15 protein-coding genes are annotated in these 21,885 nt (G+C 71.5%); 7 read left to right on the plus strand and 8 right to left on the minus strand.

Features of this window, described 5'->3' with window-relative positions:
- Window positions 1-97: 97 nt before the first annotated feature.
- The 6 genes from ACIP4O_RS20925 to ACIP4O_RS20950 form a co-directional block, all read right to left on the minus strand.
- Window positions 98-1,207 (minus strand): PAC2 family protein, encoded by a 1,110-nt coding sequence (locus ACIP4O_RS20925; RefSeq protein ID WP_401576423.1) that lies wholly within the window; start codon window positions 1,205-1,207, stop codon window positions 98-100.
- Window positions 1,208-1,322: 115 nt separating this feature from the next.
- Window positions 1,323-2,405 (minus strand): LLM class flavin-dependent oxidoreductase, encoded by a 1,083-nt coding sequence (locus tag ACIP4O_RS20930; protein WP_401576425.1) that lies wholly within the window; start codon window positions 2,403-2,405, stop codon window positions 1,323-1,325.
- Between the two features lie 267 nt (window positions 2,406-2,672).
- On the minus strand, window positions 2,673-4,286 hold the full coding sequence (locus ACIP4O_RS20935; RefSeq protein ID WP_401576427.1) for an FAD-dependent oxidoreductase: 1,614 nt from the start codon (window positions 4,284-4,286) through the stop codon (window positions 2,673-2,675).
- Between the two features lie 180 nt (window positions 4,287-4,466).
- The gene (glpK, locus tag ACIP4O_RS20940) at window positions 4,467-6,017 is read right to left on the minus strand and encodes a glycerol kinase GlpK (protein ID WP_401576429.1); all 1,551 of its coding nucleotides are present in this window, start codon (window positions 6,015-6,017) and stop codon (window positions 4,467-4,469) included.
- An 87-nt stretch (window positions 6,018-6,104) separates the two neighbouring features.
- Window positions 6,105-6,905: an MIP/aquaporin family protein gene (locus tag ACIP4O_RS20945; protein ID WP_401576431.1), complete on the minus strand. Its 801-nt coding sequence runs from the start codon at window positions 6,903-6,905 to the stop codon at window positions 6,105-6,107.
- Between the two features lie 453 nt (window positions 6,906-7,358).
- A complete protein-coding gene (locus ACIP4O_RS20950) occupies window positions 7,359-8,123 on the minus strand; it encodes an IclR family transcriptional regulator (protein ID WP_401576433.1) in 765 nt (254 codons plus the stop codon).
- Between the two features lie 305 nt (window positions 8,124-8,428).
- On the opposite strand from ACIP4O_RS20950, the gene ACIP4O_RS20955 reads away from it, so the two are divergent.
- From ACIP4O_RS20955 to ACIP4O_RS20975, 5 genes are all read left to right on the plus strand, one after another.
- A complete protein-coding gene (locus tag ACIP4O_RS20955) occupies window positions 8,429-8,881 on the plus strand; it encodes a VOC family protein (RefSeq protein ID WP_401576435.1) in 453 nt (150 codons plus the stop codon).
- Window positions 8,882-9,025: 144 nt separating this feature from the next.
- Window positions 9,026-12,538 carry a methionine synthase gene (metH, locus tag ACIP4O_RS20960; RefSeq protein ID WP_401576437.1) on the plus strand — a complete coding sequence of 1,171 codons (3,513 nt, stop codon included), beginning with the start codon at window positions 9,026-9,028 and terminating at the stop codon, window positions 12,536-12,538.
- 156 nt (window positions 12,539-12,694) lie between these two features.
- Window positions 12,695-13,390 carry an HAD family hydrolase gene (locus ACIP4O_RS20965; protein ID WP_401576438.1) on the plus strand — a complete coding sequence of 232 codons (696 nt, stop codon included), beginning with the start codon at window positions 12,695-12,697 and terminating at the stop codon, window positions 13,388-13,390.
- 461 nt (window positions 13,391-13,851) lie between these two features.
- Window positions 13,852-15,456, plus strand: a complete 1,605-nt coding sequence (locus ACIP4O_RS20970; protein ID WP_401576440.1) for an ABC transporter substrate-binding protein — start codon at window positions 13,852-13,854, stop codon at window positions 15,454-15,456.
- 532 nt (window positions 15,457-15,988) lie between these two features.
- Window positions 15,989-17,593 (plus strand): ABC transporter substrate-binding protein, encoded by a 1,605-nt coding sequence (locus ACIP4O_RS20975; protein WP_401576442.1) that lies wholly within the window; start codon window positions 15,989-15,991, stop codon window positions 17,591-17,593.
- 101 nt (window positions 17,594-17,694) lie between these two features.
- Here ACIP4O_RS20975 and ACIP4O_RS20980 read toward each other — a convergent pair whose 3' ends face one another.
- Together ACIP4O_RS20980 and ACIP4O_RS20985 are read right to left on the minus strand one after the other, a co-directional pair.
- Window positions 17,695-18,366 carry a response regulator transcription factor gene (locus ACIP4O_RS20980; RefSeq protein WP_164288870.1) on the minus strand — a complete coding sequence of 224 codons (672 nt, stop codon included), beginning with the start codon at window positions 18,364-18,366 and terminating at the stop codon, window positions 17,695-17,697.
- A gap of 70 nt (window positions 18,367-18,436) precedes the next feature.
- Window positions 18,437-19,468, minus strand: a complete 1,032-nt coding sequence (locus tag ACIP4O_RS20985; protein WP_401576444.1) for a RecB family exonuclease — start codon at window positions 19,466-19,468, stop codon at window positions 18,437-18,439.
- 84 nt (window positions 19,469-19,552) lie between these two features.
- Between ACIP4O_RS20985 and ACIP4O_RS20990 the strand changes: the two genes are divergently transcribed.
- Both ACIP4O_RS20990 and ACIP4O_RS20995 read left to right on the plus strand, forming a co-directional pair.
- Window positions 19,553-20,806, plus strand: coding sequence for a site-2 protease family protein (locus tag ACIP4O_RS20990; protein WP_401576446.1), 1,254 nt, complete (start codon window positions 19,553-19,555; stop codon window positions 20,804-20,806).
- Window positions 20,807-20,851: 45 nt separating this feature from the next.
- The gene (locus ACIP4O_RS20995; protein WP_361327593.1) at window positions 20,852-21,748 is read left to right on the plus strand and encodes a tRNA (adenine-N1)-methyltransferase; all 897 of its coding nucleotides are present in this window, start codon (window positions 20,852-20,854) and stop codon (window positions 21,746-21,748) included.
- The last annotated feature ends 137 nt before the right edge of the window (window positions 21,749-21,885 follow it).

Below are 21,885 nucleotides of genomic sequence, written 5' to 3' on the forward strand. Positions count from 1 at the left end.
GGCCTAGGCGCGGATACGGAGGAGGGGCGAGCTGCCGACCGGCACCTCGCCCCTCCTCCGTATGCGCAACCCCGGCCAGGACGCCAGGACGCCGAGCTCAGTCCTTGCCCGGCCCGTCCTCGTCCGGGCGCTTCTTCTCCTTGGCGGAGGACTCCGGCGCGTCCGTCTCCGGCGCCTCCGCCTCGGGGGCGTCCGCCTCCTGGGAGTCCGCCTCCCGGGCGTCCGTCTCCGGCGCCTCCGGCTTCTCGTCCGTCGGCCTCGGCTCCTTCGGCTCCTCCGCCCGCGTGGGCCGCGTGGACCGCGCTCGGTCCCCGCCGGGGCCCGTCTCGCGCCCGAATCCGCCCGGCGCTCCACCCGGCCCTCCGCCCGGTTCCCTGCGCCGCAGGTACCGCTCGAACTCGCGGGCGATCGCCTCGCCGCTCGCCTCCGGAAGCTCCGCGGTGTCCCGCGCCTCCTCCAGCGACTGCACGTACTCGGCGACCTCGCTGTCCTCGGCCGCGAGCTGATCGACCCCGAGCTGCCAGGCGCGCGCGTCCTCGACCAGCTCGCCGAGCGGGATGCGCAGGTCGAGCAGGTCCTCCAGGCGGTTGAGGAGGGCGAGCGTCGCCTTCGGATTCGGCGGCTGCGAGACGTAGTGCGGTACGGCGGCCCACAGGCTCACCGCCGGGACCCCGGCGTGGGTGCACGCCTCCTGGAGGATGCCGACGATGCCCGTGGGGCCCTCGTACTTCGACTCCTCCAGGTCCATGGTGCGCGCGAGATCGGGATCGGAGGTGACCCCGCTCACCGGGACCGGGCGGGTGTGCGGGGTGTCGCCCAGGAGGGCGCCGAGCACCACGACCATCTCGACGCCCAGCTCGTGCGCGAAGCCGAGCAGTTCGTTGCAGAACGAGCGCCAGCGCATCGAGGGCTCGATACCGCGCACGAGCACGAGGTCGCGCGGGCGTTCACCGGTGATCCGGACCACGGAGAGTCTGGTGGTGGGCCAGGTGATCTTCCGCGTGCCGTCCTCCATGAAGACGGTGGGCCGGTTGACCTGGAAGTCGTAGTAGTCCTCGGCGTCCAGCGCCGCGAAGACCTCGCCCTTCCACTCCTGCTCCAAGTGCGCGACCGCGCTGGAGGCGGCGTCGCCGGCGTCGTTCCAGCCCTCGAACGCGGCCACCATGATGGGGTCGATCAGCTCGGGGACCCCTTCGAGCTCGATCACCCACCGCCTCCTTCGGACGTGTTCCCAGACATACGCCCCACCTTACGGCGTGGGCGGGAGACCACCGCGGTCCCCTGCGGGGAGAACGCCGGATCACTGCCCCGCACGCCCCGGCTTACTCCTCCCCGCTCTCCCCGCCCTCCTCCCACAGCGTCGTCGGCGCCTCGCGGCGCACGACAGGGAGCACCTCCTCGGCGAAGCGCCGCAACAGCTCCAGCTGCTCGCCGCGTTCGAGCCCGAAACCGTCGACGCTGATCGACTGGAGGTCGTGGCGGTACGAGGCGTGGAAGCCGAGGAGCTTGTCGATGACCTGCTGCGGCGAGCCGATGAGCTGCGGCCCTTCGGCGATCGCCTCCTCGATCGTCGCGAAGGGGGTGTTGTAGCCGGCCTTGCCCGCGAGGTGGGGTTTGAAGTTGCGCCGTACGGAGGCCTCGTACAGCTCGCGGTAGCGGCTGATCGCCTTCTCGGCCGTGTCCGCGAGGAGCAGACCGCCGGAACCGGCGGCGACGCGGGCCTTCGCGGGGTCGTGCCCGTGGGCGGCGAACCGCTCGCGGTAGTGAGCGACGAGACGTACGTACGCCTCGCGCGGCTGGATGGCGTTGGCGGTGAAGAGGGGGTCGCCGTGGCGCGCGGCGAGTTCGGTGGAGTGGAGGCTCGTCGCCGAGCCGTGCCAGACGGTGGGCGGGCCCGCGTACGGGCGCGGCACCGTCGTGACGTCCTTGAGCGGCGGCCTGAACTCGCCCTCCCAGTCGACGCCCTCCTCCCGCCACAGCCGGCGCAGCAGCGCGTACTTCTCCGCCTGGAGGTCCCACTGCCGTTCCTCGTCGAGGCCGTAGAGCGAGAAGTGCCCGGCCTCCGCGCCCTTGCCGATGACGAGTTCGAGGCGGCCGGCGGCGAGCTGGTCGAGCGTCGCGTAGTCCTCGGCGACCCGCACCGGGTCGAGGATCGCGAGCACCGTCACCCCGGTGAGCAGCTTGATCCGCTCCGTACGGGCGGCTATCGCGCCGAGCACGACGGTGGGCGAGGAGGAGAGGAAGGGACCGGCGTGCCGCTCGCCGACCGCGAAGGCGTCGAAGCCGAGCGCCTCGGCCGCCTCGGCGAGCGCGAGAACGTCCCGGAACCGCTCGGCCGCCGGTCGCGAGGCGGAGGTGAGGGGATGGGGTGCGTGCTGGATGAGGCTGAGCACCTGAAACTTCATGACGACCACTGTGCGCGGCGAGTGTTGCGGCACTGTGGCGGCGGTGCGAAGGCGGGGCGTGCGGGGGAGTGGTGCGGGAGCGGGAAGGGCGGGCAGTGGTGCGGGTACGGGGGCGGGGCGGCCGCTCGTTCGCGTACCGCCCCGCCCCGCCCCGCCCGCGCCCGTGAGACGCCAGACGCCCGTATGAGACACCCGTATGAGACGCCCGTACGAAACACCCGTATGAGACGCCCGTACGAAACGCCCGTACAGGCCCCCCGCGGCCTCTCAGCTCTGGCGCTCCGCCAGGACCTTGGCGACCCGCTCGCGCAGCGCGTCGTCCGTGAGGCCGCGGATGGTCAGCGTCGTGCGGCGCCGCAGCACGTCGTCGGGGGTCTCGGCCCACTCGTGGTCGCGGGCCCATACGACCTGCGCCCAGATCTCCGGCGCCTCCGGGTGGATGCGCTCGCCCAGCTCGGGGTGCTCGTTGGCGAGGCGCGCGATGTCGAAGGCGAGGGAGCCGTAGTGCGTCGCGAGGTGCTGCGCGGTGTCGGCGGCCATCTCGGTGCCCGCGCCCTGGTGGTCGACGAGCAGCCGGTGCTTGACGGCGAGCGGGTTGGCGACGCCGGGCAGCGGCATCTTGGAGGGCAGCTCGGAGATGGGCTCCATGTCGTCGCCGAGTGGGTGCCCGGGGAGCGAGGCGAGCTTGTTCATGACCGTGCGGCCGATGTGCCGGAACGTGGTCCACTTGCCGCCCGCGACGGAGAGCATCCCGCCCCTGCCCTCGGTCACGACCGTCTCGCGCTTCGCCTTCGAGGTGTCGCCCGGACCGCCGGGGAGCACGCGCAGGCCCGCGAAGGAGTACGTGATGAGCGAGCGGTCCAGCTGCTGGTCGCGCACCGAGAAGGCGGCCTCGTCGAGGATCTGCGTGATGTCCTTGTCGTTGACCGCGACATCGGCCGGGTCGCCCTCGTACTCCTCGTCGGTCGTACCGAGCAGGAGCATGTCCTCCCAGGGGAGGGCGAAGGTGATGCGGTACTTGTCGATCGGCGTCGCGAGCGCGGCGTTCCACGGCGAGGTGCGCTTGAGGACGAGGTGCGCGCCCTTGGAGAGCCGGACGGACGGGGCCGCGTTCGGGTCCTCCATCCGGCGCAGGTGGTCCACCCACGGGCCGGTCGCGTTGAGGACGAGCCGCGCGTTGACACCGAACTCGGTGCCGTCCGTGCCGTCCTTCAGCTCGGCGCCCGTGACGCGCCCGTTGGTGAAGCGCAGCCCGGTGACGGCCGCGTGGTTGAGGACGACGGCCCCGGCCTCGACGGCCGCGCGGACGGTCATGACGGCCATGCGCGCGTCGTTCATCTGGTCGTCGCCGTAGACCGCGACCGCCTTCAGGTTCTCGGTGCGCAGCTCGGGCACGTCGCGCTGGGCGCGCGCGGGCGAGAGCAGGTGCCCGACGCCGTCGCCGAAGGCGGAGAGCGCCGAGTAGGCGAAGACACCCGCGCCGAGCTTCGCGGCCCCGTGCGGGCCGCCCTTGTAGACGGGCAGGTAGAAGGTGAGCGGGTTGGCGAGGTGCGGGGCGACCTGCCGGGAGACCGCGCGCCGCTCGAAGTGGTTCTCCGCGACGAGCTTGACCGCCCCCGTCTGGAGGTAGCGCAGACCGCCGTGGAGCAGCTTCGAGGAGGCGGAGGAGGTGGCCCCCGCGAAGTCGCCGCTCTCGACGAGGGCGACGCGCAGCCCGGACTGCGCGGCGTGCCAGGCGGTGGAGATGCCCAGGATGCCGCCGCCGATCACCAGGAGGTCGTAGCTCGCGCGGGCGAGCTGTTCGCGGGTCTCGGCGCGGCTCGGGCCTGTCCCCGTGGCCGGGTGGGTCCCGAGGCTCGGCAGGTGCTGGACAGTGGTCATGTCGTGCTCCTCGTCATGCGTTCCGGAGGTGGTCGCGGGGCGCGCCTTCTGGGCGGGGCGACCGCGACGCCCTCCGGTGATCCGGGTCGGTTCCCGGAGGGGGGCCGGGGCAGGGTCCGGAGCGGGGGGCGCGACCTCTTCGTCACGTGCGCCCGCCCCGGGCCCCGGCCCGGTGGGGGTTCAGCTCTCTTCGTCGTCCAGCCAGCCCATGGTGCGCTGGACGGCCTTGCGCCACTTCTTGTACTCGGCCTCGCGGGTCTCCTCCGGCATCTTGGGCGTCCACTCGGCCGCCCGCCGCCAGTTGGCCCGCAGTTCCTCGACGTCGTTCCAGAAACCGACCGCGAGGCCGGCCGCGTACGCCGCTCCCAGACACGTGGTCTCGGCCACCATCGGCCGCACCACGGGCGCGTCGAGCACGTCCGAGAGCGTCTGCATCAGCAGGTTGTTCGAGGTCATGCCGCCGTCCACCTTGAGGGCGGTCAGCTCGACCCCGGAGTCCTTCTTCATCGCGTCCGCGATCTCCCTGGTCTGCCACGCGGTGGCCTCCAGGACGGCGCGGGCGATGTGCGCCTTGGTCACGTACCGGGTGAGCCCGGCGATCACGCCGCGCGCGTCCGGGCGCCAGTAGGGGGCGAAGAGCCCGGAGAAGGCCGGGACGAAGTAGGCGCCGCCGTTGTCCTCGACGGAGGAGGCGAGCGTCTCGATCTCGGCCGCCGAGTTGATGAGGCCCATCTGGTCCCGCATCCACTGCACGAGCGAGCCGGTGACCGCGATCGAGCCCTCCAGGGCGTACACGGGAGCCTGGTCGCCGATGCGGTAGCCGACCGTGGTGAGCAGTCCGCTGTACGAGTTGATCGCCTTCGTGCCGGTGTTGATCAGCATGAAGGTGCCGGTGCCGTACGTGGACTTCGCCTCGCCCTCGGCGAAGCAGGTCTGCCCGAAGAGCGCGGCCTGCTGGTCACCGAGCGCCGAGGCTACCGGGATGCCGCCGAGCACATCCCCGAGCAGGCCGCCCTTGACCTCGCCGTAGACCTCGGCGGAGGAGCGGATCTCGGGGAGCACCGACGTGGGCACGCCGATCGAGGCGCAGATCTTGTCGTCCCACTCCAGCGTGCGCAGGTTCATCAGGAGGGTGCGCGAGGCGTTGGTGACGTCCGTGACGTGCACGCCGCCGTTGACGCCGCCGGTCAGGTTCCAGATGACCCAGGAGTCCATCGTGCCGAAGAGCAGGTCGCCCCGGTCGGCGCGCTCCTGGAGCCCGTCCACGTTGTCGAGCAGCCAGCGGATCTTCGGGCCGGCGAAGTACGAGGAGAGCGGGAGGCCCGTCTCGCGCCGGAAGCGGTCCGCGCCGACGTTGCGGCCCAGCTCCTTGCAGAGCGCGTCGGTACGGGTGTCCTGCCAGACGATCGCGTGGTGCACCGGCTCGCCGGTGTGCCGGTCCCACAGCATCGTGGTCTCGCGCTGGTTGGTGATGCCGATCGCCTTGACGTCGGCCTTGGTGATCCCGGCCTTACGGATCGCCCCGGCGACGACCTCCTGCACGTTGTCCCAGATCTCCGAGGCGTCGTGCTCGACCCAGCCGGGCTTCGGGAGGAACTGCTCGTGCTCCTTCTGGTCGACCGAGACGATCCGGCCGTCGCGGTCGAAGACGATGCAGCGACTCGACGTCGTGCCCTGATCGATCGCGGCGATGAAGGGGCCGGTGCCGTGTCCTGTGGTGGGGGTGCTCATGAGTGGCGCTCCTGTTTACGTCATACGTCGGTGTACGTCGTGGGCGCGGGCGGGCCGTGGGACCCGGGCCGCGGTACGGGGCTTCGCTCAGGCGAAGCAGAGCTTGTAGACCCCGCCGGCCGCCGCGGCGCCGATGAGCGGCGCGATGACCGGAATCCACGCGTACCCCCAGTCCGAGCCGCCCTTGTTCTTGAGCGGGAGGAGGGCGTGGATGATGCGCGGGCCGAGGTCACGTACCGGGTTGATGGCGTACCCGGTCGGGCCGCCGAGCGAGAGGCCGATACCGACCACGACGAGGGCGGTGATGAGCACGCCCAGGGTGCCGAGACCCTTGCCGCTGTCGTTGAGGCCCTGCGTGAGGATCGCGAGGACCAGTACGAAGGTGGCGATGATCTCGGTCATCACGTTCTGCACGGGGTTGCGGATCTCGGGGCCCGTGGAGAAGACGCCGAGGACGGGGCCCGCCTTGGGGGACGCCTGCTTCTCGATGTCCACGAGGCCTTCCTCGCCCTTGGGGCCGGGACCCACGAACTCGGGGTCCGAGAGGTGTGCCCGGAACTGCCCGTAGTACGCGAGCCAGACGAGCACGGCGCCGACCATGGCGCCGGCCAGCTGCGAACCCATGTAGAGCGGTACGTCGCTCCACTTGGTGCCGCCCTCGATGGCGAGGCCCAGCGTGACCGCCGGGTTGAGGTGGGCCCCGGAGGGCCCGCTCGCGATGTAGGCACCGGTGAGGACCGCGAAACCCCAGCCGAAGGCGATGGCGACCCAGCCCGCCTCGAAAGCCTTCGACCGCTTGAAGGTGACGGCGGCGCACACACCGCCACCGAGCAGGACCAGTACGGCGGTTCCGATGAACTCGCCGAAGAAAATGTCGGAGCTGGACACCCGCGACTCCTTTGTCCTTCGTCCAGGGGTGGCGAACCCCTCTTCCCCGGGGGGGTGGGCCACCTCCGATGGAGAGGGGCGCCGCCGACCCGTGGCGTCTAGCCACCCTAACGCTGATTCTCGGCAACTGTTCGACAATGCCGACCAATGACCGGCAGTTTTCTCCTCAGGCGGCACCCCGTCAACCCTCCTGCGCGCTGGATCGCGGGCCACTCGCCTCCTCAGTGTGGTGTGCGACACACCGTCCGGCGAGCGGGCGGCGAGCTCCCGTACGGCGGTGCGCGCCTTTTGCCCGTGTACGCGCGGGAAGCGGCCGTGCCCGCCCCGGAACCGCGCCTGCGGCGAACGGGTGACGGGGCGGGGGCGCGGGACGAGGCCCTGAAGGCCCCGGGACCCCGGTGGGCGACCACGCGGGGCCGGGGTGCGTGCCGAGCCCCGCCTCCCGTCAGCCCGCTAGAACCGGGCCGCCCCCAGGTCCCTGGAGACGGCGCGGGCGCATTCGCGGACCGCGGCGATCAGCTCCGGGCGCAGGGTGCCGTCCGGGCACAGGCGCTCGACCGCGCCCGTGACGGCGACCGCGCCGACCGGGAGGGCGCGGCGGTCGTGGATGGGGGCGGCCACCGAGGTCACGCCCTCCCAGGTCTCCTCCAGGTCGGCGGCCCAGCCCCGCTTGCGGGTCTCGTCGAGCGCCGCCGTGAACTCCTCCGTGCCCGTCACCGTGCGCGCCGTGAACGGCTTGCGCTCGTTCTCCAGGGCCTCGCTGCGGGCCACCGGGTCGAAGGCGCACAGGACCTTGCCGAGACCCGTGGAGTGCAGCGGCTGCATCGCGCCCACCTCCAGGACCTGCCGGCTGTCGTCGGGCCGGAAGACGTGGTGCACCACGAGGACGCCGCCCAGGTGCAGCACGCCCAGGTGCACGCTCTCACCGCTGGAGCGCGCCAGGTCGTCGGCCCACACGAGCGCCCTGGCCCGCAGCTCGTGCACGTCGAGGTAGCTGTTCCCGAGCCGCAGCAGCTCCGCGCCCAGCTGGTACCGCCCCGAGGCCGGGTCCTGCTCCACGAAGCCCTCCGCCTGGAGGGTGCGCAGGATGCCGTGCGCGGTGCCCTTGGCCAGGCCGAGGGTCGCGGAGATGTCCGACAGGCCCAGTCGCCGCTCGCCGCCGGCGAGCAGCCGCAGCATCGCCGCGGCCCTCTCCAGCGACTGGATGTTCTTCGCCATCAGCCCGGTGTCTCCTCAGCTCTCCGCGGGCCGGCGCCGCCCGGACCCTCCACGTGCGGCACCCATGATCCCGCACCTCGCGCACTCCTCATGGTCGGCCATGCTGAACATCATGCGCCTATGCCGAAGGCGTGTCACGGGCATGCACGAACAACCCGGGCGCGCCGCGCGGCCCGGTGACCGCGAATGGGCGTACCGCGCTGTCGGCGGGCGCGCGGCGGCCATAGCGTGACGAAAGACCCGCGGGCGGCCGGTATCCAGCCCCTCGTTCGCCCGTGCCCGTCCACCAGAGCAGGGACACCACCATGCCGCAGGAACACTTCCCCGCCCCGGATTCCGGGATGCTCCTCAGCTACTTCCTCACCGTCGCCGACGTGCCCCGCTCGCGCGCCTTCTACACCGAGGTCCTCGGCGGCGAGCTGGTGCTCGCGGAGAACCCCTGCACCGTCCGCCTGGCCAACAGCTGGCTCATCATGAACCCCGGCGGCGGGCCCACCCCGGACAAGCCGGGCATCACCCTGCACCCGCCCGAGGACCCCTCCACCGCGACGTGCTTCCTCAACATCCGGGTGGCCGACATCCAGGCGGTCTACGAGGAGTGGAGCGCGAAGGGCGCCACGTTCGTCACGCCCCCGATCGACCGCAAGGCGGAGATCCGCTGCTACCTGCGAGACCCCGACGGCTACCTCATCGAGATCGGTCAGGCCACCGGAATGCTGCACGGCGTCTACGCCGACCCGCCCGCCGGCCGGAGCTGATCCGGACCCCGCGCCACGGGGCGCGAGCGTCCGCCACGTGGTCCGGGCCGACGAGCGAGGCGCCGCCCCGGTTACGCTGCCTTCGTGCGGTGCCCGCGAAGGCGCCGCAAAGCCGACAGCCGTCGCACCTCAGGGAGCACACCCATGGCCCACCCGTCCCTCCATGCCGCAGATCGCGTCACCGCCCTCCGCGAAGCCCTCGCCTCCCGCGTGGTCGTCGCCGACGGAGCGATGGGAACGATGCTCCAGGCGCAGAACCCCACGCTGGAGGACTTCCAGGACCTGGAGGGCTGCAACGAGGTCCTCAACGCCACGCGCCCCGACATCGTCCGCTCGGTGCACGAGGCGTACTTCGACGTCGGCGTCGACTGCGTGGAGACGAACACCTTCGGCGCCAACCACTCCGCCTTCGGCGAGTACGACATCCCGCACCGCATCCACGAGCTGTCCGAGGCAGGCGCCCGCCTCGCCCGCGAGACCGCCGACGGCTACACCGCGCGCGACGGCCGCACCCGCTGGGTGCTGGGCTCGATCGGCCCCGGTACCAAGCTGCCCACGCTGGGCCATCTCCCGTACGGCGTGCTGCGCGACGGTTTCCAGCAGAACGCCGAGGGCCTGCTCGCGGGCGGCGCCGACGCGCTCATCGTCGAGACGACGCAGGACCTCCTCCAGACGAAGGCCTCGGTCCTCGGCGCCCGCCGCGCGCTGGACGCGCTCGGCGCGGACGTCCCGCTCATCGTCTCGCTGGCCTTCGAGACGACGGGCACGATGCTCCTCGGCTCCGAGATCGGCGCCGCGCTCACCGCGCTCGAACCCCTCGGCATCGACCTCATCGGCCTGAACTGCTCGACGGGGCCCGCCGAGATGAGCGAGCACCTGCGCTACCTCGCCAAGCACTCCCGCATCCCGCTCACCTGCATGCCCAACGCGGGCCTGCCCGTCCTCACGAAGGACGGCGCGCACTTCCCGCTCACCGCCCCCGAGATGGCGGACTGGCAGGAGAACTTCGTCAACGACTACCACCTCTCGCTCGTCGGCGGCTGCTGCGGCTCCACGCCCGAGCACCTGCGGCAGGTCGTCGAGCGGGTACGCGGCATGGCGCCGGGCTCCCGTGAGCCGCGCCCCGAGCCGGGCGCCGCCTCGCTCTACCAGACGGTCCCCTTCCGGCAGGACACCTCCTACCTCGCGATCGGCGAGCGCACCAACGCCAACGGCTCCAAGAAGTTCCGCGAGGCCATGCTCGAAGGCCGCTGGGACGACTGCGTCGAGATGGCACGCGAGCAGATCCGCGAGGGCGCGCACATGCTCGACCTGTGCGTCGACTACGTCGGCCGCGACGGCGTCGCCGACATGCGCGAACTCGCCGGGCGCTTCGCGACCGCGTCCACGCTCCCGCTCGTCCTGGACTCGACGGAGGTGAACGTCCTGGAGGCCGGGCTCGAAATGCTCGGCGGCCGGGCCGTCATCAACTCCGTCAACTACGAGGACGGCGACGGCACCGAGTCCCGCTTCGCGCGGGTCACCGCGCTCGCCCGCGAGCACGGCGCCGCGCTCATCGCGCTCACCATCGACGAGGAGGGCCAGGCCCGTACCGTCGAGACCAAGGTCGCCGTCGCCGAGCGCCTCATCGCGGACCTGACGGGCAACTGGGGCGTCCACGAGTCGGACATCCTCATCGACTGCCTCACCTTCACCATCTGCACCGGGCAGGAGGAGTCCCGCAAGGACGGCATCGCGACGATCGAGGCCATCCGCGAACTGAAGCGCCGGCACCCCGACGTGCAGACGACGCTCGGCCTCTCCAACATCTCCTTCGGCCTCAACCCGGCCGCGCGCATCCTCCTCAACTCCGTCTTCCTCGACGAGTGCGTCAAGGCCGGACTCGACTCGGCGATCGTGCACGCGAGCAAGATCCTCCCGATCGCCCGGTTCAGCGAGGAGGAGGTCACCACCGCGCTCGACCTCGTGTACGACCGCCGCGCCGAGGGCTACGACCCGCTCCAGAAGCTCATGCGGCTCTTCGAGGGCGCGACGGCCAAGTCCCTCAAGGCCGGCAAGGCCGAGGAACTCGCCGCGCTGCCCCTCGACGAGCGCCTCAAGCGCCGCATCATCGACGGCGAGCGCAACGGCCTGGAGGCCGACCTCGACGAGGCGCTCCAGACGCGCCCCGCGCTGGACATCGTCAACGCGACGCTCCTGGACGGCATGAAGGTCGTCGGCGAGCTGTTCGGCTCCGGGCAGATGCAGCTGCCCTTCGTGCTCCAGTCCGCCGAGGTCATGAAGACCGCCGTCGCGCACCTGGAACCGCACATGGAGAAGTCCGACGCAGAGGGCAAGGGCACCATCGTGCTCGCCACCGTGCGCGGCGACGTCCACGACATCGGCAAGAACCTCGTGGACATCATCCTGTCCAACAACGGCTACAACGTCGTCAACCTCGGCATCAAGCAGCCCGTCTCCGCGATCCTGGAGGCCGCCGAGGAGCACCGCGCCGACGTCATCGGCATGTCCGGGCTCCTCGTCAAGTCCACCGTGATCATGAAGGAGAACCTGGAGGAGCTGAACCAGCGCGGCATGGCGGCGGACTACCCCGTCATCCTCGGCGGCGCGGCCCTCACCCGCGCCTACGTCGAGCAGGACCTCCACGAGATCTACCAGGGCGAAGTGCGCTACGCCCGCGACGCCTTCGAGGGCCTGCGCCTCATGGACGCCCTCATCGGCGTCAAGCGCGGCGTGCCCGGGGTGGCGCTGCCCGAGCTGAAGCAGCGGCGGGTGAGGCCCACCGCGAGCGCCGTCGTCACGGAACTCGCCGAGGGCGAGGAGGAGGGCCAGGTCCGCTCCGACGTCGCGACCGACAACCCGGTGCCCACGCCGCCCTTCTGGGGCAGCCGCGTCGTCAAGGGCATCCCGCTCAAGGACTACGCCTCCTGGCTCGACGAGGGCGCGCTCTTCAAGGGCCAGTGGGGCCTGAAGCAGAACCGCACGGGCGAGGGACCGGCGTACGAGGAACTCGCCGAGACCGAGGGCCGCCCGCGGCTGCGCGGCTGGCTCGACCACCTCCAGCGGGAGAACCTCCTCGAAGCCGCCGTCGTGTACGGCTACTTCCCCTGCGTCTCCAAGGGGGACGACCTGATCCTCCTCGGCGAGGACGGCTCCGAGCGCACCCGCTTCACCTTCCCCCGCCAGCGGCGCGGACGGCGCCTGTGCCTCGCGGACTTCTTCCGCCCCGAGGAGTCCGGCGAAACCGACGTCATCGGCCTCCAGGTCGTCACCGTCGGCTCCCGCATCGGCGAGGCCACCGGCAAGCTCTTCGCCGCCGACGCCTACCGCGACTACCTCGAACTGCACGGCCTCTCCGTCCAGCTCGCCGAAGCCCTCGCCGAGTACTGGCACGCCCGGGTCCGCGCGGAACTCGGCTTCGGCGGCGAGGACCCCGCCGACGTCGAGGACATGTTCGCGCTCAAGTACCGCGGCGCCCGCTTCTCACTCGGCTACGGCGCCTGCCCCGACCTGGAGGACCGCGCCAAGATCGCGGCGCTCCTGGAGCCCGAGCGCATCGGTGTCCAGCTCAGCGAGGAGTTCCAGCTCCACCCCGAGCAGTCCACCGACGCCCTCGTCATCCACCACCCGGAAGCGAAGTACTTCAACGCCCGCTGAGCGAAGAACCAGCCCCTCTGGGGGTCCCCCCGGCCGGAGGCTGGGGGAGAGTGAGGAGCGGGGTCTGGGGCGGAGCCCCGGAAAAGGGGCCAGTCGCAAGAAGGCGAGCTAAACTGACTGGCCCCCCGCTCTCGGCACCCCACGGAGGTTCGCCGGATGACGAGCACCATCCCCACCACCCCCCTCCGCCCCGGCGGCGCGCAGCGTCTGTCGGCCGTCCTGCTCGACATGGACGGCACGCTGCTCGACACCGAGGGCCTGTGGTGGGAAGCGGAGGTCGCCGTCTTCGCGCGCCTCGGGCACCGGCTCGACGAGTCCTGGCGCGGCGTCGTGGTGGGCGGCCCCATGACCCGTAGCGCCGGATACCTCATCGAGGCCACGGGCGCCGCGATCGCGTTGGAGGAGCTGAGCGGTCTGCTCAACGACGCCTTCGAGGAGCGCATCGCCCGCGACCTGCCGCTCATGCCGGGCGCGGCGCGGCTGCTCGCCGAGCTGCACGGCGCCGGCGTGCCCACCGCCCTCGTCTCCGCCTCGCACCGCCGCATCATCGACCGCGCCCTGCCCGCGCTCGGCGCGCACCACTTCGCGCACACCGTCGCGGGCGACGAGGTGACCCGTACGAAGCCCCACCCCGAGCCGTACCTGCACGCGGCGCGCAGGCTCGGGGTGGACCCGGCCAGGTGCGTCGTGATCGAGGACACCGCGACCGGCGTCGCCTCCGCCGAGGCGGCCGGCTGCCTGGTCCTCGCCGTCCCCTCCGTGGCCCCCATCCCGGCGGCGGCGCGCCGCACGGTGGTGCCTTCACTCGACTCCGTGGACCTGGGTTTCCTGCACGGGTTGTGTACGGACTGAGGTGAACCGACGCCCACATGGCAGACGGCCGGACCGATATCCGGACAGGCGGACCGTATACGGGACGTGACTGCCGGACGCCGGAAAGCAGCCGTCGCCATAAGAGGGCCGCTTGCCCCATTCGCGCGTCATGTGGTGAGCTTTCTCACTCCGGGCCCCATCGACAGTGACCACGCGCTGTGCCCGCGTCCGGTATCCGGTGCGCGGGGCCGCGCCTTTGTGTCCGCATTTGGTGATCCTTCGGTGAAACCTCACCCGGCCGGTGCTCCGTACCGTTGACAGCCTGTTTCCCTGCGTGTTCCTCCCGCGCGCCCGCTCCGCCCGACCGGCCGTCAAAGGCCCGTGCCGGGAGCATTAATCTCAACGCGGGACACGACGGTGTTACTTCTCGCACAAACCCGGCGGGGCCGCGCACAACCCTGCGCCTGGCCCGGGACCGACAGCTCTGGAGACATACGCGCATGAACCGCAAGACTTGGGCGCTGCCCGTCGCCATCGGCGTGCTCGCCCCCGTGCTCGCCGGCTGCGGCGGCTCGGGCAGTGGCGACGGCGGTGGCAAGGCCATCGTGGTCGGCACCACCGACGCGTACGAGAAGAGCGCCGACGCGCCCGCGCCGCTCGACCCGGCGTACGCCTACGACAGCTCCCTGTGGAACGTGCTGCGCCAGACGATCCAGTCGCTCGTCCGCGTCCCCAAGGGCGGCGGCCAGCCGCAGCCCGACGCTGCCAAGTCCTGCAAGTGGGTCGGCTCCGGCGGCACCGTCTACACGTGCGAGATGCGCGACGGGCTCCAGTTCCCCGACGGCACCGGGATCACGTCGAAGGACGTGAAGTACTCGATCCAGCGCGTGCTCGACATCAAGGACCCCAACGGCGCCGTGGGTCTGCTCTCCGGCATCAAGACGATCGACACGCCGGACGAGAAGCACATCACCTTCCACCTGAGCAGCCCCGACGCGACGCTGCCGTACAAGCTCGCCACGCCCGTCGCCGGCATCGTGCAGCAGAAGTACTACCCGCCGAAGTCGCTGCGCAAGGGGTACGTCCTCGACGGCTCGGGCCCCTACACGCTGGAGGCCGAGACCAACAGCAAGGCCATGACGAAGGTGAAGTTCACCAAGAACCCGAAGTACAAGGGCTCGCTGACGGTGAAGAACAACCGTGTCGACCTCGTCTCGTACGCGGGCGCCTCCGCGCTCGGGGACGCCCTGGAGGCCGGGAAGATCGACGTCATGACCGGGAAGTTCGACCCCGCGCAGGTCGAGTCCCTGCTCGACAACCCGCCCGAGCACATCCAGTTCATGGAGATGTCGGGCCTTGAGACGCACTACATCATCTTCGACACCGACAACCCGGCCACGTCCAAGCCGGTCCGGCAGGCGGTGGCCCAGCTCGTCGACCGCGGCGAGATAGCCAGCAAGGTGTACTCGCCCACCGCCGAGCCGCTCTACTCGCTCGTCCCGGCCGCCATCGCGGGGCACACCAACTCCTTCTTCAACCGCTACGGCAACCCGAACGTGGCGAAGGCGAAGTCCATCCTGGAGAAGGCCGGGATCACCACCCCGGTCAAGTTCGACATGTACTACTCCAAGGAGCACTACGGGCCCGCCAAGGAGAAGGAGTACAAGCTCATCCAGAAGCAGCTCAACAGCACCGGGCTCTTCGACGTGACGCTCAAGGACGTCGCCGACTGGACGAAGTACCGCAAGGACGGGATGGACGGCAAGTACCCCGCCTACACGATGGCGTGGGCGCCCGACTTCCCCGACGCGGACAACTACATCGCCCCGTTCCTCGACGCGGACAACTTCCTCAACTCGCCGTACAACAGCAAGGACATCCGCAAGAACCTGATCCCCGCCGAGCGGCGCGGCTCGGACCGCGGCGAGGCCGCCCCGGACCTGGAGAAGATCCAGGACATCGTCGCCGAGGACGTGCCCGTCGTCCCGATGTGGCAGGGAAAGCAGTACATCGGCGCCCGCGACGACATCACCGGCGTCGAGTGGTCGCTGAGCACCTCCACCGACCTCCAGCTCTGGGAGCTGGCCCGCGGCGTGGGCGACTGACCGGCTCGGACGGCTGACCGGCTCGGACGGCTGACCGGCTTCCGCGTGAGCCGGGTTTCCCGCGGGCGCGGGCCCGGCGGCCCAACTCCCCCGCAGGGCCTGCCGTATGACCATACCGGGGGGTAACTCCCCGTCCACTGTGCGGACTTCACACCCCACTCCGCTGTGACCTTTGTCACCGTCCCCGCTGTCGACAACGGGCGGCGCCTGTGCAGGCGCCGCCCGTTCGGCATGCCCCAGGGCGCCCATGTGTCCCGGTTCATCGACAGGTGCGCGAAAATCTTCCCCCGGCACGCCGGTCACTCCCGGCGACCCCGGCTGCGCTGCGTGATCACCGGCCGCACCCACTTCCCGGAGCCCCCGCCGAGCGCGCACTAGTGTCGTCGCGAGCACCACGGCGTTACCCCTTCCGCAGCTCCTGGCGCTACCTCCCGCACGCCCGCACGCCCGGCATGTCCGGTGCTTCCTCATGCCCGTACGTCGCGCACGTCCGCCGGAGACCAGGGGCCGACAGCTCTGGAGAACGACCAGCATGAACCGCAAGACTTGGGTGCTGCCGTCCGTCATCGGACTGCTCGCGCCCGTGCTCGCCGGCTGCGGCGGGCTGACGGGCTCGGACGACAAGGACAAGCCCATCGTCGTGGGCACCTCCGACGTCTTCTCCGTCAGCAAGGACATCCCCGCCCCCCTGGACCCGGCGTACTCCTACGACATCTCCTCCTGGAACCTGCTGCGGCAGACGGTCGAGCCCCTCATGCGCATCCCGCGCGGTGGCGGCGCCCCGGCCCCCGAGGCCGCCCAGGAATGCTCCTTCACCGATGCCGGGCAGCAGCGCTACGTCTGCAAGCTGCGCTCGGGCCTGCGGTTCTCCAACGGGCACCCCATCACCGCGAAGACCTTCAAGTACTCGATCGAACGTGTCGTCCGCATCAGCGCCGATTCAGGCGTCAAGGCGCTGCTCACCAACATCGACACCATCGAGACGCCCACCGACCACGACCTCGTCTTCCAGCTCAAGACGCCGGACGCCACCTTCCCGTACAAGCTCTCCACGCCGACGGCGGGGGCCGTCGACCCCACGCTCTACCCGAAGGACAAGCTCCGCCCCGGCTTCACCCTCGACGGCTCCGGTCCCTACACCGTCAAGCTGGAGAACGACGGCAGCACCCTCACCAACGCCGCCTTCACCCGCAATCCGAAGTACAAGGGCGGCATCAAGGTCCAGAACGACCGCATCGACCTGCGTCCCTTCAAGGACGGCGAGGGGCTCGGCGCCGCCGTCGCGGACGGCCAGGTCGACATGGTGGTCAAGGGACTGACGACCAGTGAGTCCGAGAAGTGGCTGGCGAAGCCGCCGGAGCACGTCGGTGTCACCGAGCTGCCGGCGCTGGAGATCCGCTACCTCGCCTTCGACACCGACGACCCGCTGGTCACCAAGCCCGTCCGGCAGGCGATGGCACACGTCATCGACCGGGGCCAGATCGCCTCCGAGGTCTACGGGACCGCCGCCGAACCGCTCTACTCACTCGTACCCCAGGGCGTCGCCGGGCACAGCAACTCCTTCTTCAACGCCTACGGCGAACCCAGTGTCTCCAAGGCGCGCGGGGTGCTCACCGACGCCGGGATCCAGACCCCGGTCAAGCTCACACTCCATTACACGACGGACCACTACGGGGCGCGCACCAAGGGCGAGTTCGAGGTCCTCAAGAAGCAGCTCAACGCCTCGGGTCTCTTCGACGTGGACATCAAGGGCCGCCCCTGGGTCGTCCACAAGCCCGAGGAGCAGAAGGGCAAGTACGAGGTCTACGGGATGGGCTGGTTCCCGGACTTCCCCGATCCCGACAACTTCATCGCCCCCTTCCTCGACAAGCCGAACTTCCTCAACTCCCCGTACGACAACAAGCGGATACGCGAGGAACTCCTCCCCGAATCGCGCCGCGCCGCCGACCGCCTCTCCACCGCCAACGGCAGCCTCCAGAAGATCCAGGACCTCGTCGCCGAGGACGTCCCCTACCTCCCCTTGTGGCAGGGCAAGCAGTACGTCGCCGCCCGCGACGACATCACCGGCGTCGAGTGGTCCCTCAGCGCCTCCTCGATCCTCCAGCTCTGGGAACTCGACCGCGGCGTGGGAAGCTGAGCCACCGCCCGCACGACCGCGGCCCGCCCCGTGCACCGGGGCGGGCCGCCGTACGTTCGGGCGCGGGCCGTACGTCCGGGGAAAGCGCGGCGAGCGCGGGCTCACTGCCCGCCCGGCCGCACCAGCCCGCTCTCGTACGCGTACACCGCCGCCTGCACCCGGTCCCGCAGGCCCAGCTTGGTGAGCACGTGCCCCACGTGCGTCTTCACGGTGGTCTCGCTCACGAACAGGTCCGCCGCGATCTCCGCGTTCGACAGCCCCCGCGCCACGAGCTTGAGCACCTCCACCTCCCGCTCCGTGAGCGTCTGGAGCGTGCTCGGCGGCTGCTCCTCGCCGGAGGGCAGGTGCCCCGCGTACTTGTCGAGCAGCCGCCGCGTCACGCTCGGCGCGAGCATCGCCTCGCCGCTCGCCACCACCCGGATCGCCTGCACCAGCTCGTGCGCCGGCGCGTCCTTGAGCAGGAAGCCGCTCGCCCCCGCCCGCAGCGCCTCCACGACGTACTCGTCGAGGTCGAAGGTCGTCAGCACGAGCACCTTGACCGGACCGTCGCGCTCGGGCCCCGTGATCTGCCGCGTCGCCTCCACGCCGTCCATACGGGGCATACGGATGTCCATGAGCACCACGTCCGGCTGGAGCGCCCGCACCTGGTCGAGCGCCTGCGCCCCGTCCCCGGCCTCGCCCACCACGGCCACATCGGGCTCGGCCTCCAGGATCATCCGGAAGCCGGTGCGCAGCAGCGGCTGGTCGTCCACCAGGAGGACACGGATCGCCACGGGAAGTCTCCTTCGTTAGCCCCGCGCCATTGTGCCCTGCGCCCTGGAGCGGCAGAGGGGCGGTACGGGTTCAGGCCCCGGCGCCCGCCGCGGGCGCGTCCCCGGCAGGGCGGACCGGGAGCGGGTACGGCGGGGGAGTGCCGCCGAACTCCGGGCACACCGCCCGGTGGTCGCACCAGCCGCACAGCTTCGAGGGGCGCGGCCGCCAGTCGCCGCTCGCCGTCGCCTCCTCGATCGCCCGCCACAGCGCGTGCAGCTTCCGCTCGACGCGCTCCAGGTCACCGGGGACCGGGTCGTACGTGAGCACGTCACCGCTGCCGAGATAGACGAGCTGGAGCCGGCGCGGCACGACGCCCTTCAGGCGCCACACCACGAGCGCGTAGAACTTCATCTGGAAGAGCGCGCCCTCCGCGTACTGCGGGCGCGGCGCCTTGCCCGTCTTGTAGTCGACGATGCGGACGTCCCCGGTCGCGGGCGCGACGTCGACACGGTCGATGATGCCGCGCAGCCGCAGGCCCGAGTCGAGCGAGGTCTCCACGAACATCTCGCGCTCGGCGGGCTCCAGGCGGGTGGGGTCCTCCAGCGTGAACCACCGCTCGACCAGCCGTTCGGCCGAGGCGAGCCACGCGGCGAGCCGCTCGCCCGCCGATCCGGGCGCGCCCCCGTCCTCGACCTCGGCGAACAGCGCGTCCAGCTCGGGCCGCGCCGCGCGCAGCTTCTCCCACTGCCCCGGGAGCAGGGCCGTGGCCCGCTCCGCCGTGCGCTCGGCGGCCGGCGCGTCGAAGAGCCGCTCCAGGACCGCGTGCACGAGCGTGCCCCGCGTCGCCGCCTCGCTCGGCTTCTCGGGCAGCCGGTCGATGACGCGGAAGCGGTAGAGCAGCGGGCACTGCATGAAGTCGCTCGCGCGCGAGGGCGAGAGCGAGGAAGGAGGCGCCGGCGGCCTCGGCGCCGGTACCGGCACGGCCGGTGGTGGTACGGAACCGGGCGTCGCCGTTCCGGGGGACACGCCCCCGTCCGCCGGGATCACCCCCGCCACCCCGCTCCCTGCGTCGCCCGTCCCACGGGCCTCCGGCACCGACGCCTGCACCGCACTGCTCTCCATGACCCCCGACCCTACGGCCCCGTACCGACATCCCGCCGCATACCATCGACTGCGTCAAGGCACCGACGAGGGGAACCTTTCACCGTGGACGAACGCGGCGAGAACGGGCAAGCGCCCACCGGGGGTCCCGGCGGTCGTCCGCCCGCCCCGCACGGCCCGCCCCGCAAACGTCCCGCGCGCGCACCGGGTGAGCCGGGCAACGGCTTCCTCGTGGGACGCCCCTTCGGCGTACCGGTGTACGTCGCACCGAGCTGGTTCCTCGTCGCCGCGCTCATCACCTGGGTCTTCGGCGGACAGCTCGACCGCGTCCTGCCCGAACTCGGCGCCGTCCGCTACCTCGTCTCGCTCTTCTTCGCCCTCGCCTTCTACGCCTCCGTCCTCGTCCACGAACTCGCCCACACCGTCGCGGCCCTCCGCTTCGGCCTGCCCGTGCGCCGCATCCAGCTCCAGTTCTTCGGCGGCGTCTCGGAGATCGAGAAGGAGAGCGAACGCCCCGGGCGCGAATTCGTCCTCGCCTTCGTCGGGCCGCTCCTCTCCCTCGTCCTCGCCGCCGTCTTCTACGGCTTCCTGTACGTGGTCGAGCCGGGCACCGTGCCCGGCGTGCTCGTCGCCGGGCTGATGATCTCCAACCTCATCGTCGCCGTCTTCAACCTGCTCCCCGGGCTGCCGCTCGACGGCGGCCGGATGCTGCGCGCCGTCGTCTGGAAGTGCACGGGCAGCGCCATGAAGGGCAGCGTCGCCGCCGCCTGGGCCGGGCGCGCACTCGCCGTCGCCGTCCTGATCGGGCTCCCGCTGCTCACCCAGTCGGACCTGCTCGGCGACGCCCCCGAGACGGTGAGCGCCAGCGACACCGTCTTCGACGCGCTGCTCGCCGCGATCCTCGCCGCCATCATCTGGACCGGCGCGGGCAACGGCCTGCGCATGGCCCGCCTGCGCGAACACCTCCCGGAGCTGCGCGTGCGCACCCTCACCCGGCGCGCCATCCCCGTCGAGGGCCCGACCCCGCTCTCCGAGGCGCTGCGTCGCGCCAACGCGGCGGGCGCCCGCGCCCTCGTCGTCGTCGACGGGCACGGGACACCGCAGGCCCTCGTCCGCGAGAGCGCCATCGTGGCCGTGCCCGAGCACCGCCGCCCCTGGGTCGCCGTCTCGACCCTCGCCCAGGACCTCACCGACGACCTGCGCGTCTCCGCCGAACTCGGCGGCGAGGAACTCCTGGAGCGGCTGCGCGCGCACCCGGCCAGCGAGTACCTCGTCATCGAGGAGACCGGCGAGATCTACGGCGTCCTCTCCGCCGCCGACGTCGACCGCGCCTTCGTACGGGCCATGGCCCGGCCGTGACGGCTCTGTCCGGGAGCACCCGGACGGGCCGGTAGGCTTGCGCACATGTCCGAACCGACCGGTGCCGCCCGCCGACGCGGGCCCTTCAAGGTCGGGGATCAGGTACAGCTCACCGACCCCAAGGGCCGCCACTACACCTTCACGCTCGAAGCCGGGAAGAACTTCCACACCCACAAGGGTTCCTTCCCGCACGACGAGCTGATCGGCTCCCCCGAAGGCAGCGTGGTCCGCACCACCGGGAACGTCGCCTATCTGGCGCTGCGCCCCCTGCTCCCCGACTTCGTCCTGTCCATGCCCCGCGGCGCTGCCGTCGTCTATCCCAAGGACGCCGGGCAGATCATCGCCTTCGCCGACATCTTCCCCGGCGCGCGCGTCGTCGAGGCCGGCGTCGGCTCCGGCTCGCTGAGCGCCTTCCTGCTGCGCGCCATCGGCGACCACGGGATGCTGCACAGCTACGAGCGGCGTGCCGACTTCGCGGAGATCGCGCAGGGCAACGTGGAGCGCTACTTCGGCGGCCCGCACCCCGCCTGGGAGCTCACCGTCGGGGACCTCCAGGACCACCTGAGCGACACCGAGGTCGACCGCGTCGTCCTCGACATGCTCGCGCCCTGGGAGTGCCTGGAGGCCGTCTCCAAGGCGCTCGTGCCCGGCGGCATCCTGTGCTGCTACGTGGCGACGACGACGCAGCTCTCGCGCACCGTCGAGACGATCCGCGAGCACGGCTGCTTCGCCGAGCCGCAGCCGTGGGAGTCGATGATCCGCAACTGGCACGTGGAGGGCCTCGCGGTCCGCCCCGACCACCGCATGATCGGCCACACCGGCTTCCTCGTCACCGCCCGCCGCCTCGCCGACGGCGTCGAGCCCCCCATGCGCCGCCGCCGCCCGGCCAAGGGCGCATACGGAGACGACTACGAGGGCCCGGGCAGCGGCAACAGCCACTGACCGCCGGCCCCGCCGCGCGCAGCCTGTCCGCCCCGTCCCGCCTTTCCCCGCTGTGCCCGTCCGACCCGCCCGGCGGGTCGGGCACAGATGGCCCCGCCGGTGAACGGCGCCCGGCGGGGCCACCCCGCCCTACCCCA

This window comes from Streptomyces sp. NPDC088923 (assembly GCF_044749745.1).
Lineage (GTDB): Bacteria > Actinomycetota > Actinomycetes > Streptomycetales > Streptomycetaceae > Streptomyces.